The organism is Aquimarina litoralis, assembly GCF_039523995.1.
Taxonomy (GTDB): domain Bacteria; phylum Bacteroidota; class Bacteroidia; order Flavobacteriales; family Flavobacteriaceae; genus Aquimarina; species Aquimarina litoralis.
The window spans coordinates 1,715,959-1,730,101 of record NZ_BAAAGE010000001.1; the positions used below are offsets into that span (position 1 = coordinate 1,715,959).

Below are 14,143 nucleotides of genomic sequence, written 5' to 3' on the forward strand. Positions count from 1 at the left end.
AAAAATTGGAAGCTCTTTAGACTAGCAGTTAGGAAAGGCATTAAACATTTCACACATGAATGAATTATCTTATATCGATATTGCGGTAATCGTAGTATATCTCATCGGAATTATTATTTACGGAATTTCCAAATCAAAACGAGGAAGTTCCGAGGACTATTTTTTAGGAGGTAGAACAATGACTTGGCCTATTGTTGGAATTGCATTGTTCTCTGCAAATATTTCCAGTTCTACATTAGTAGGTTTGGCATCAGATGCATATCAAACAAATATTAATGTGTACAATTACGAATGGTACGCGGTAGTAGTGTTGATCTTTTTTGCAATTTTCTTTTTACCATTTTATCTTCGATCAGGAGTGTATACCATGCCAGAGTTTTTGGAACGGCGGTATGATAAAAGATCTAGATATTATTTTTCATTTATTACGGTTGTAGGTAATATTTTAGTGGATACCGCTGCTGGATTATATGTAGGTAAAATAGTGTTAACCTTGTTGTTCCCATCTATGGATTCTACTTTAATTCTTGTCATATTAGCGGTTGCTGCAGCTGCCTACACAATTCCTGGAGGATTAAATTCTGTGATACAGACTGAAGTTATACAAGCAGTCTTGTTGATCATAGGCTCTTGTTTGCTTACCTATTTTGCTTTTGACCAATTAGGAGGTGGTTGGTCCGGGATGATGGCCAAGTTAGATAGTATGTTATCCGAAGGAGAGGTAGATTTTGGAAATCGGTTGGCAGAAGGTAAATATATCCCTTCTAATGCGGATGAAGTTTTCAGTTTAGTGCGACCAGATAATGACGAGTTTATGCCTTGGTGGGGATTGCTCACAGGAGTGCCATTACTAGGATTTTATTTTTGGGCAAATAACCAGTTTATGGTACAACGAGTTTTAGGAGCAAAAGATCTAAATCATGGACGTTGGGGAGCCCTGTTTGCAGGATTACTAAAATTACCTGTGATTTTTATCATGGTAGTTCCAGGAGTATTAGCGTTGCTATTATTTAGTACGTTGGATATTACCAGTTTGAATTACGCTTTGACAGATGGTTCCATCTGTGATAATCTCGCTGATTGTCCGAATCTTACGTATCCTGTTCTGTTATTTCAGTTATTGCCCGTTGGGGTGTTAGGATTGGTAGTTGCAGGTTTGATGGCGGCAATGATGTCTTCGGTATCAGCAACATTTAATTCTGCTTCCACGTTAGTTACTATGGATTTTGTAAAACAAATAAAACCAGATCTTACGAGTCAACAATTGGTAAGAGTAGGACAAATCACGACAATCATTCTTGTGGTTTTGGCGATTTCCTGGGTGCCATTTATAGAAAGTGTTAGTGATTCTTTATGGACTTATTTGCAGTTAGTGATTGCGTATACATGTCCACCAGCAGTATCAACTTTCGTATTAGGTCTCTTTTGGAAACGAGCCAACGGAAATGGTTCTATAGTAAGTTTACTAGTCGGTTTCTCATTAGCTGTTTTGATGATTCTATCCCAAACTTTTGATTGGGTTCCCGAGGTAAATGAATTGCACTTTTTAGCAAAAGCTACTTGGTTATTTATTATATGCATATTTTTACATGTAGTAGTAAGTTTAATTACTAAACCGCAATCGGAGGCTCAAATAGAAGAATATACATATAAACGTGAAATGTTTATTGAGGAATCTAAAGAACTGGTTGGATTACCTTGGTACAAAAATTATAGAATATTGTCTGTAATTCTTCTGGTAATTACTGCCGTAGTAGTTGGTTTTTTCTGGTAACATAAATAATTAGTATGCTGAAGTTTAGATTAAAACATTTTATAATCGTTGTGTTTTCATTAGTATTGGTTAACTGCAAGAATGAGGAAAAGATTGAATATTTAGGTCATGATGTATTATTGGATCAACTTATTTCTCAGGAAGATACTGATGGAGATAAAAAGATCACAGTAGATGACAAGGGTTCTAAAAAGTTTGAATTTGTAAATGCCAATGGAGAGACTAATGTAGTAGAAGGAACTTATCATTTGTCTAATTTGCTTCAGGAACTGGCAATTGCAGGAAAGAATGATACTATATCCTTGGATAAAGTTACAGAATCCCCAAGTGATCGAATTTCAAGATTAATCAAAACACGATATTGGGATAATCTAACCAGATCGGTAGATAAAAAAGGACTGGCAGTAGTTTTAGAAGATACAAAGTCCGAAACCGATACCTTCCGATTATATGTTCCATTTAATGATAAAGAGGCTATCGCGTATTTTGAGTCTATAAAAACAGAAATCCCTAAGTTAAAAGTAATCACCTTACCAGAAAAAATAACACCAGCATATGTGAAAACCTTAAATAACGCGTCAGGTATTCTTAATCTAGATCATTATACTGATGAAAAAGGGAATTATACTGCAAAACCTTTTGTAGTTCCTGGCGGAAGATTTAATGAGATGTATGGATGGGATAGTTATTTCGAATCTATTGGTCTGCTGATTGATGGTCGTTCTGATTTGGCAATGTCGATGGCAGATAATTTTGGATACCAGATAGAACATTATGGTAAGATTTTAAATGCAAATAGAAGCTATTATCTAACACGAACACAACCACCATTTTTCAGTTCTTTAGTAAAAGAAATTTATCAGCAAAACCCTTCAGTGTCTAGAGAATGGTTATCAGATAATCTAAAAATGATTATCAAAGAATATGAAACTATATGGATGGCGAAAGGAATACGTCTAACTGATACAGGTTTGAGTCGTTTTTATGGAGAAGGAATTGGAATCCCTCCAGAAACCGAGGAAGGTCATTTCGATTTCATATTAAATAAGTTTGCTAAGAAGCATAGTTTAACATTAGAAGAATTTACAGAGAAGTATGATTCGGGAGAGATTGTAGACAAGGAATTGGATCTGTATTTTACACATGATCGCTCGATGAGAGAGAGTGGCCATGATACATCTAACCGATTGGATGATGTTTGTGTTCATTTAAATACTGTGGGTATTAATAGTTTATTGTATAAGTATGAGCAAGATATTGCCTATTTAATCAAAGAAGTCTATGATGATAAGTTTACAATAAATGATAAGGGCTATACATCTTCATATTGGTTGTCTAAAGCTGAAGAAAGAAAAAAGTTGATGAATGATTTGCTTTGGGATCCTGAGAAAAAAGCATATTACGACTACAATTTTATTACTAAAACAAAACAAAAAATTGAATCTGCCACAAATTATTATCCGCTATGGGCTGGATTATCTTCTAAGGAGCAAGCAGAATCTTTAGTTAAGAATTTATTCCATGAGCTAGTGCAGAAAGGTGGAGTAGCTGCAACTACAGATATTGCAAACAAAGAGGATCCAAATGCTCCACAACGTCAATGGGATTATCCTAATGGCTGGGCTCCACATCAGATGATGATATGGAGAGGATTAATGAATTACGGTTATGAAAAAGAAGCTCAGGAATTAGTATATCGTTGGTTATGGATGATTACTAAAAATGCGGTTAATTATAACGGAACCATCCCAGAAAAATATGATGTTGTCCAATGCACACACAAGGTATATGCAGAGTATGGCAATGTAGGTACTGAATTCGATTATATCACTCCAAGTGGATTTGGATGGATGAATGCTTCATATCAATTAGGATTAAGTATTTTAAATGAAAAATTAAAGTCGCAATTAGACGACTTGGTAGATCCTAATGAAATTTTTAACAAAAGGTAGTTGTAATTGATAATTTCGTAATTTATTTCATAAAAAAATATCAACTTCTCTTAAGTATTTATTTTTTTAAAGATAACTTGGATTTGCCTTTTGCATCTCGTTCAGACTTGTACCTTTGTATAGCACACAATTTTATTGAATTAGTATGAGTATCGAAAGTAAACGAAGAGAAGCATTAATTTATCACGCAAAACCTTCTCCTGGTAAAATCAAGGTTGTACCTACCAAAAAATATGCTACACAAAGAGATTTGTCTTTAGCATATTCTCCTGGAGTAGCAGAACCTTGTTTAGAAATCGAAAAAGATACAGCAAACGTATATAAATATACTGCTAAAGGAAACTTGGTGGCCGTCATCTCTAACGGAACCGCTGTTTTAGGTCTTGGTGATATAGGACCAGAAGCATCAAAACCAGTGATGGAAGGAAAAGGACTGCTATTCAAAATATTTGCAGATATCGATGTGTTTGATATCGAGGTGGATACGAAAGATGTAGACGCATTTATCGAAACCGTAAAAAATATTGCACCTACTTTTGGAGGAATTAATTTAGAAGATATTAAAGCCCCTGAAGCTTTTGAAATTGAAAGACGTCTTAAAGAGGAATTGGATATCCCAGTAATGCATGACGATCAGCATGGAACTGCTATTATTTCTGCTGCTGCTCTCTTAAATGCTTTGGAAATTGCAAAGAAAGATATTGATAAAGTGAAAATAGTAGTTAGTGGAGCAGGAGCTGCTGCAGTGTCTTGTACCAGACTATACAAAGCTTTTGGAGCCAAAGCCGAGAATATTGTAATGACCGATAGTAAAGGAGTTATAAGAAGTGATCGGGATAATCTGACTAAAGAAAAAGCTGAATTTGCAACCAATCGAGATCTAAATACATTGGCTGATGCTATGGAGGATGCTGATGTTTTTATAGGACTTTCAATGGCTAATTTAGTTGATCCTGAAATGTTGTTGTCTATGGCAGAAAATCCTATTGTTTTTGCTATGGCTAATCCGGATCCTGAAATACAGTATGATTTAGCAATTGATACTCGTAAAGATATCATCATGGCAACCGGAAGAAGTGACCATCCTAATCAGGTAAATAATGTTTTAGGGTTTCCATTTATATTTAGAGGAGCATTAGATGTAAGAGCGACAGGGATTAATGAAGAAATGAAAATGGCTGCTGTAAAAGCACTTGCCGAATTAGCTAAAGAACCAGTTCCTGAGCAAGTGAATATAGCATACGGAGAAACAAGACTTAATTTCGGTAGAGATTATATCATTCCAAAGCCATTTGATCCTCGTCTAATCGCTAAAGTACCACCAGCAGTAGCTAAAGCGGCAATAGATAGCGGTATCGCGACAGCACCAATTGAGGATTGGGATAAATATGAAAGCGAACTTTTAGAGAGAATGGGGAATGATAATAAATTAGTAAGGTTGTTGATGGATCGTGCTAAATTAAGCCCTAAACGAGTTGTTTTTGCCGAAGGAGATCATTTAGATGTTCTTAAAGCTGCTCAAACAGTAAAAGAAGAAGGAATCGCTTTTCCGATTTTACTAGGAAGAAAGGATATCATCATCGAACTTATGAAAGAGATTGATTTTGATGCCGCAGGAGTAACAATTATCGATCCAAAGGCAGACGAAGAAATTGATCGCAAAAATAGATACGCACAAAAGTACTGGCAAGAGAATAGTAGAAAAGGAATTACCTTATACGGAGCACAGAGATTAATGCGAGAGCGTAATTATTTTGCTGCTATGATGGTAAATGAAGGAGATGCTGATGCACTCTTATCTGGATATTCCCGAAGTTATCCAACAGTATTAAAACCAATGTTAGAGCTTATTGGTTTAGCTAAAGGAGCTACGAGAGTTGCTACCATGAATGTTATGATGACTAATAAAGGACCTTTGTTTATCAGCGATACTTCTATTAATATAGATCCAACATCAAAAGAATTGGCAAAGATTGCTCAAATGACAGCTAGAACTGTCGAAATGTTTGGAGTAGACCCAGTGATTGCAATGATCTCTTATGCGAATTTTGGGTCTTCAAAGCATCCAAATGCGTCTAAGGTGAAAGATGCTGTTTCTTATTTACATAGATATTATCCAAACTTAGTTGTTGATGGAGAGTTGCAGATGGACTTTGCTTTGAATCGCGATATGCGGAAGGACAAATTCCCATTTTCTAAACTCAACGGTCGTAAGGTGAATACATTGGTTTTTCCAAGTTTGGATTCTGCAAATAGTACCTATAAAATGCTTAAGGAATTAAATAATTTTGAATCCATAGGTCCTATTATGATGGGAATGAAAAAACCAGTTCATATTTTGCAATTAGGGGCTAGCGTAGAAGAGATAATTAATGTTGCTGCTGTGGCGGTTATTGATGCTCAGGAGAAAGAAAAAAGAGAAAAAGAGATGTTTTCACTAGTTACTAGTGAGGCATAATTCGAAATATTTATAATATTTTACTAGTATAATAAGCTTCAAAAAGTTATCTTTTTGAAGCTTATTTTTTTAGCAGATTTTGTAGGATAATTTTCTTACTTTTGGATGCTTAACACTCATCTATAGAATGATTACACAAATCAAAGGGCGTCTCATAGAAAAAAATCCAACGGATGTAGTAATAGATTGTAATGGAGTAGGGTATCAATTACATGTTTCTTTACACACATTTTCTCTCATACCAGATCAAGAGGTTTTACAGTTGTACACGCATCTTCAGGTAAAAGAAGATTCGCATACCTTATTTGGTTTTGCAGAAAAATCCGAACGTGAGATTTTTAGACTTCTAATTTCTGTATCAGGAATTGGTGCTAGTACTGCTAGAACAATGCTGTCTTCTTTACATCCGGACCAGATTAAAGAAGCAATCGCTTCCAATGATGTGGCAACGATACAATCTATAAAAGGAATTGGAGCAAAAACAGCGCAGCGTGTAATCATAGATCTAAAAGATAAAATTCTTAAAGTTTATAATATTGATGAACTTTCTGTATCCCAAAACAATACTAATAAGGATGAAGCGTTATCTGCTTTAGAAACCCTTGGATTTAATAGAAAACAAGCAGAAAAAGTTGTGGATAAAATCGTAAAAGTAAATCCAACGGAAACTGTTGAAAATATTATCAAACAAGCACTAAAAAATTTATAAAAACATTGAGTTCATTACATTCCTTATATTTTAAATTTTTAAAAAGACTAGTTTGTTTAATTGTACTTTGTAGTGGTGTGCTATATGGTCAGCAAAACGAGACAGTAAGAGATTCTACTAGTACTACTTTTACTTTAGGGGAAATTTCCTTACCAGATCCAAATAGTATTGTTGCCAAATATGAATATGATCCGGTAACGAATAGATACATCTATCGAGAAATGTTAGGATCTTTTAATGTTAGATATCCATTATTTTTAACTCCCGAAGAATTTGAAGCATTGGTAGAGGAAGAGCAGAGAAGAGATTATTTTAAGGAAAAAATAAGTGCTTTTAGTGGTAAAACAGATGGGAGTGAAGAAAAAAGAAAAAATCTGTTGCCAATTTTCTATGTAAACTCTAGTTTCTTTGAAACTATCTTTGGAGGTAACGAGATTGAAATAATTCCTCAAGGGTCGGTAGAAATGGATTTAGGTATTCTATATACTAAACAGGATAATCCAGCATTTTCACCAAGAAATAGAAGTAATTTTACCTTTGATTTTGATCAGAGAATTAGTTTAAGTTTGTTAGGAAAAGTTGGAAAAAGATTACAAATCACAGCAAACTATGATACTGAATCCACCTTTGATTTTCAAAATCAAATCAAATTGGAATATACACCTACAGAGGATGATATCATACGTAGTATAGAGATTGGTAATGTAACCATGCCAATTAATAACTCTTTAATTCAAGGGTCACAAAGTCTTTTTGGAGCAAAATTAGGGTTGCAATTTGGGCGTACAAGTGTTACCGCTGTATATTCCGAACAAAGATCTGAAACAAGATCAGTAAATGTACAAGGAGGTGGAACAGTCGAAAACTTCGAGATAGATGCGGTAAATTATGATGATAATAGACATTATTTTTTATCACATTACTTTAGGGATACTTATGATGCGGCGTTAACTAACTATCCTTTTATAAATAACAATATCCAAATTACGAGAATAGAGGTTTGGTTAACGAATAGAGCTACCAGTGCTCAGACTCTAACAGATGCAAGAAATATTGTTGCTTTGCAGGATCTTGGAGAGTCTCCAGTAGCTGGTAATTCGGATATACCGGCTTCACTTTTTAATTTACCTGCAGGATCTTTTCCTGATAATAGAAATAATGATTTAGATCCTAGTACGATTGGTCCAGCAGGACCTGTTACGGATGCGGTAAGACAAATATCTACTGTACAACAAGGGTTTACTGGTCCAATAGCAAGTTTTAATGAAGGTTTTGATTACGCTATTCTTGAAAATGCGAGACAGCTAAACCCTAATGAATATACCTTAAATACGCAACTAGGATATATTTCTTTAAACCAAAAATTAAATAATGATGAGGTACTGGCAGTTGCATATCAATATACTGTAGGAGGAGAAGTGTTTCAAGTTGGTGAATTTGCGAATGATGGAGTGAATGCAACCAATGGAGATAATACAGGTACCGGTGTGGAGGTTGGATCCAGTAATAGTTTGGTGGTAAAAATGCTTAAAAGTCCCATTATTAATGTAGATCGTCCGATATGGGATTTAATGATGAAAAATATCTATAATACTGGTGCTTTTAGATTAAATGCAGAAGATTTTAGGTTAAATATTGTATATACTAATCCCTCTCCCGTAAATTATATCACGGAAGCAGAAGGAAGTGCTACGCCCTTGCCAAATGATGTAGAACAAACAAGACTTCTTACAGTATTTAATATGGATCGATTAAATCCTAATAATGATCCTGTACAAGGAGCAGATGGTGCTGGAGATGGATTCTTTGATTATGTTCCTGGATTGACGATTGATCCAGAAAATGGAAGGATTATATTTACCACTGTAGAACCTTTTGGGCAGCACCTTTTTAATAAATTAGACAACGATGGAGCTCCCAATCCGAATGATTATACGAATCCTTCAAATTATAATGATAATCAAAATCGCTATGTCTTCAGAGAGCTTTACACGCAAACGCAAGTTATTGCAGAGCAACAAGCAGCAGAAAACCAATTTTTTCAATTAAGAGGTCGTTATAAATCTTCGGGACAAGATGGAATTCCGTTGGGGGCGTTCAATGTGCCACAAGGATCGGTAACCGTAACAGCTGGTGGCCGTACATTGCAAGAAGGAGTTGATTATACAGTAAATTACTCTTTAGGTAGAGTTAACATTCTAGATGAAGCCTTGTTAGCTTCTAACACACCAATTCAGGTGTCTACTGAAAATAATGCTGTGTTTGGACAACAAACTAAGCGTTTTACAGGATTAAATATAGAGCATAAATTTAGTGACGATTTTATTATTGGTGGTACGTATTTAAATCTAAATGAAAGACCGATAACTCAAAAATCAAGTTATGATTTTGAACCGATCAATAATACACTTTTAGGATTTAATCTTAACTATTCTACAGAAGTACCATTTCTAACTAGAATGGTAAATAAATTACCCAATATAGATACAGATGTACCGTCTAATGTTTCGGTAAGAGCCGAGGGAGCATATTTAATCGCTGGAGCTCCTCGAGGAGCTGATTTTGATGGTGAAGTAACAACATATATCGATGATTTCGAAGGAGCGCAAACACAAATTGATGTAAGCTCGCCTCTGTCATGGGAATTATCCAGTGTGCCTATTGGTTTTGGATCTACGAATGATAATGAAACCTCGGTACAAGCTGGGGTTGAATCTGGTTATAGGAGAGCAGATTTATCTTGGTATACCGTGGATCCAATATTTTATAGTAATGGTAGACCAAGCGGTGTTACTGACGAGGATATTAATTTTAATGAATCGAGAAGGGTTTTTCTAGACGAAATATTTCCTGAGACGGATATACCACCAGGTCAGACATTATCATTATTTCCTTTGGACTTGCACTATAGACCTTCTGAAAGAGGACCATATAATTTTAATACTTTAGCCACTGGAGAAGGTAACAATACGTTGCCCAATCCCGAAGATAACTTTGCGGGGATTACCAGACAATTAACCTCTACTAATTTTGAACAAGCTAATGTAGAATTTATTGAATTTTGGTTAATGGATCCATTTTTTGATCCGGGCGATGGGCAAGAGCCTTTAACAAACGCAACCAGTGGAACCATTATTTTTAACTTAGGGAATATTAGTGAAGATGTATTAAAAGATGGAAGGAAACAATATGAAAATGGTCTTCCTGCAGAAGATAATTCTGTAGAAGGTACTGTTACAACGGATTATGGGGACGCAAGGGTTCCTGTAAATCAATCATTAATTTATGCATTTGATTCCGAGGGGCAAGCAAGAGTGAATCAAGATGCAGGATATGATGGGCTCACTGATGACCAAGAAAGAGAAAATCCATTGTTTGATGGCTTTGATAGAAATGACCCATCTAATGATAATTACCGTTACTTTTTGCAAGGAGAAGGTAGTATTGTAGAACGTTACCGTGATTATAATGGTACTCAGGGTAATTCTCCGACCAGTGTTTCTAATGAAGATCGAGGAAATACAACCTTTCCAACTGCAGAGGATGTGAATCGTGATAATACTATGAATACTATCGATAGTTATTACGAATATGAAATACCTATTTTTCCAGGTATGGGTGTTGGAAATGATGGTGGTACTGGATATGTATCAGACTCTCCAGGACCTCAGGATGCAATCATATTAAATGGGGTGACTAGAAGTACACGTTGGCTTAGATTCAAAATACCTATTTATGAACCAACAGGAAGACAGAATATAGGAGAAAATGATTTTAGATCTATTCGTTTTATGAGAATGATCGTTACTGGTTTTGATCAGCCAGTAGTATTGAGATTCGCTACATTAGACTTGGTAAGAGGGGATTATAGAAGATATGTACAAGCCAATACAGGTAATGATATAACAAGTGGCTTAAATACCAATGGGAATGAGGTCATAGTAACATCTGTAAGTGAAGAAGAAACCCCAAATTATATTACACCCCCAGGTGTGGTAAGAGAAGAGTTGATCAACAATAATACTGCTATTAGAGAAGATGAAAGATCTTTAGCCTTAACAGTTAATGATCTTCAACCTAATGATGGTAGAGGAGTATACAAGAACTTAAATGTTGATATGCGTCAGTATGAAAATCTGGAGATGTTTTTACATGCTGAGAATCTTCCACAACAAACATCGTTAATTGATAATGAGTTGGTGGCTTTTATTCGAATGGGGAACGATTTTACCAATAACTTTTACCAAATCGAATTACCTTTAGAAGTTACAGAAGCTACTGCTGCAGCTCCTAGAGCAGAAGATGTATGGCCACTAAATAATAGGTTGAGTTTACCATTGTCTTTTCTTCAACAAATAAAAGCCGACGTTATTGGAGATTCAGATCTTAGTAGTGCAGATCTTAATTTCTTTGATGGTCCTAATAATCTAAGAGTGGGGATCAAGGGGAATCCTAATTTTGGTGATGTGAGAATTATGATGGTAGGTGTTAAGAATGCTAGCGGATCTAATGAGTCGGGTACCGTGTGGTTTAACGAAATGAGGTTAAGTGATCTTAAAAATCAAGGAGGTTGGGCAGCAGTAGGGAGCATGGATGCTAATATTGCGGATTTTGCAACCATTAGTGCATCTGGTAGAATTAGTACTATTGGTTTTGGTGGAATTGAGCAGGGACCAAACGAAAGAAGCATTGAAGATGTTAAACAGTATGACCTAACTACAAATGTAAATTTAGGGCAACTATTGCCTAAAAAGTGGGGAATTCAAGTGCCATTCAATTATAGTAGAGGTGAAGAGTTGATCACACCGCAGTACGATCCGGAATTTCAGGATATAGAATTGCAAGATCGATTGGATCGAGAGACAAATGCAGAAAAAAAAGAACAGATACAAAGGCAATCTACAGATTATACAAAAAGACAAAGTTTTAATGTTATTGGATTAAGAAAAGATAGGACAGGTGATTCGAAGCCAATGCCTTATGATGTAGAGAATTTTGCTTTTTCGGGGACGTATAATCAAACAGATCATAGAGATTTTGAAATAGAAAAGTCATTGGAGCAAAATGTTCGTTTAGGTGGGACCTATGACTTTAGTTTTCAACCGAAGGAAGTTGAACCTTTCAAAAAAATCAAGTTTTTAGGAAAAAGTAAGTATTTTGATTTATTGAAGGATTTTAATTTTAATTTACTTCCTACTAGTGTTTCGGTTAACTCGAATATAACAAGACAATTTAATGAGCAGGTATTTAGAGATATTACATTAGAGCCAGGGAGTATTCCCCCAACAGCACTTACCCAACGTAATTTCTTATTTGATTGGCAATTTGGTATCAACTATAATCTAACCAAATCTCTTAATTTCAGCTTTAATACTGCTAATAATAGAATTGTAAAGAATTTTATTGATGATGAAGGTGTTGTGGATGAATCTATAGGTGTTTGGAGTGGTATTTTTGATGTAGGAGATCCTAACTTCCATAGTCAGCAATTACAGGTAAATTATGAGATCCCCTTTAACAAGGTTCCTTTATTTAAATTCATGAGAGCTACCTATTCTTATTCTGCGGATTTTCAGTGGACAAAAGGTAGTGAAGCGTTAAAGAACTTAGATGGTATACCAGATCTAGGAAATACCGTTCAAAATGCTAATGTGCACACGGTAAATGGTTCTTTGGATATGGGAACTTTGTACAAATACATAGGGTTAACTAAGAAAAAACCGGGTAGAAGAAAAGCTTCTAAAAAGAAAAATGCTAAAGCTGAGAAGGGTAAAGAAGACGATAAATCTGAAGTGTCGAATGCTAAGAAGAGAACCAAAAAGAGATCTAGTAAGCTCACCGTGGGTGATAAGATTTTAAATACAGCAATTGGCTTAGTTACAGCAGTGAAAAAAGTGAATATCAATTATCAGCAAGATAATGGTATATTTTTACCTGGATATGTAAGAGAACCTGGATTTGTTGGTACGCTAAAACCAACTGTAGGATTTACTTTTGGTAGTCAGGCCGAGATTAGAGATCTTGCAGCAAGAAATGGTTGGTTAACCTTATATCAAGACTTTAACCAACAATATAGAGAAGTGGAAGGAAGACAGCTCAATGTACAAGCTTCTGTAGGATTATTAAAAGATTTGAAAATAGATATTAGTGCTAATAGAAACTACTCAGAAACATATACAGAAAACTTTAGGGTAAATAGAGAAGGAGCTGATGCAGATCTCAATGAGTTTGGTATTAATATAAATGATCCATATTATTCTCTGTCACCTAATATTTTTGGTAACTATACAATTTCTACTTTGTTGATTAAAACATCGTTCAAAAAAAGTGATGAATTTTCTTCAGAAACCTTTGATAAGTTTAGAGAGAATAGGCTAATTATTGCAAGGCGTTTGGCTTTAGAGCGAGGTGTTGATCCTGGAACAGGAGATGATTTTCCGGTAGGTTTCGGACCTACAAATCAAGCAGTGCTTTTACCTGCGTTTCTTGCTGCATATACGGGAGCTGATCCGCAGAGTGTGCAAAAAGGTGCTTTTAGAGATGTGCCTTTGCCAAATTGGGATATTAAGTATACTGGTTTAATGAATTTGAAATGGTTTAAAAAACGTTTTAAAAGGTTCTCCATGGCGCATGGTTATCGTGCTAATTATACCATTAACCAATTTCAAAGGAACCTAGAGTTTAATCCTAATAATCCAGATGAATTAGATCAGGGAGATAATTTTAAGAATCCAGAATTATATGCAAATATTAATCTTACCGAACAATTTAGTCCTTTAATTAGGTTGGATATGGAGATGAAAAATTCTATCAAAATATTGGCAGAATGGAAAAAAGATCGTGCTTTGTCTTTAAGTTTTGATAATAATTTGCTTACAGAAATTCAGGGTAACGAGTATATCATTGGATTAGGGTATAGAGTACAGGACCTTACATTTGTTACAAGAATTGCTGGTAAGAAGACTACTCTTAAGAGTGATCTTAATTTTAGAGCAGATCTTTCTTTGCGTCAAAACGAGACTATCATTAGGTATTTGGATATTGATAATACGCAGGTTACTGCTGGACAAGATATTTATGGTATTAAGTTTACAACGGATTACGCTTTAAGTAAGAATTTAACAGCTTTGTTGTTTTATGATCATACATTCTCGCAGTATTCTATTTCTACCGCTTTTCCACAAACTACTATTCGTGGAGGGTTTACTTTGCGTTATAATTTTGGAAACTAATTTCAATCATTAATGTAC

The 14,143-nt window shown here is 35.1% G+C and carries 5 protein-coding genes; all 5 read left to right on the forward strand.

From position 1 onward, the window contains the following. The first annotated feature begins 55 nt into the window (after nucleotides 1-55). Nucleotides 56-1,774 carry a sodium:solute symporter gene (locus tag ABD077_RS06895; RefSeq protein WP_343911608.1) on the forward strand — a complete coding sequence of 573 codons (1,719 nt, stop codon included), beginning with the start codon at nucleotides 56-58 and terminating at the stop codon, nucleotides 1,772-1,774. Nucleotides 1,775-1,788: 14 nt separating this feature from the next. Next, complete coding sequence (locus ABD077_RS06900) at nucleotides 1,789-3,726, forward strand: trehalase family glycosidase (RefSeq protein WP_343911609.1); 1,938 nt, start codon at nucleotides 1,789-1,791, stop codon at nucleotides 3,724-3,726. Between the two features lie 145 nt (nucleotides 3,727-3,871). Beyond that, nucleotides 3,872-6,184, forward strand: coding sequence for an NADP-dependent malic enzyme (locus tag ABD077_RS06905; RefSeq protein WP_343911610.1), 2,313 nt, complete (start codon nucleotides 3,872-3,874; stop codon nucleotides 6,182-6,184). A 127-nt stretch (nucleotides 6,185-6,311) separates the two neighbouring features. Then, on the forward strand, nucleotides 6,312-6,893 hold the full coding sequence (gene ruvA / locus ABD077_RS06910; protein ID WP_343911611.1) for a Holliday junction branch migration protein RuvA: 582 nt from the start codon (nucleotides 6,312-6,314) through the stop codon (nucleotides 6,891-6,893). Between the two features lie 5 nt (nucleotides 6,894-6,898). Continuing rightward, nucleotides 6,899-14,125: a T9SS outer membrane translocon Sov/SprA gene (sov, locus tag ABD077_RS06915; protein ID WP_343911612.1), complete on the forward strand. Its 7,227-nt coding sequence runs from the start codon at nucleotides 6,899-6,901 to the stop codon at nucleotides 14,123-14,125. Nucleotides 14,126-14,143 lie beyond the last annotated feature (18 nt).

Excerpts from the sequence above, each read along its gene's own strand:
- ABD077_RS06895 (WP_343911608.1), top strand. The coding sequence starts at position 56 with ATGAATGAATTATCTTATATCGATATTGCGGTAATCGTAGTATATCTC.
- ABD077_RS06900 (WP_343911609.1), top strand. The coding sequence starts at position 1,789 with ATGCTGAAGTTTAGATTAAAACATTTTATAATCGTTGTGTTTTCATTA.
- ABD077_RS06905 (WP_343911610.1), top strand. The coding sequence starts at position 3,872 with ATGAGTATCGAAAGTAAACGAAGAGAAGCATTAATTTATCACGCAAAA.
- ruvA (WP_343911611.1), top strand. The coding sequence starts at position 6,312 with ATGATTACACAAATCAAAGGGCGTCTCATAGAAAAAAATCCAACGGAT.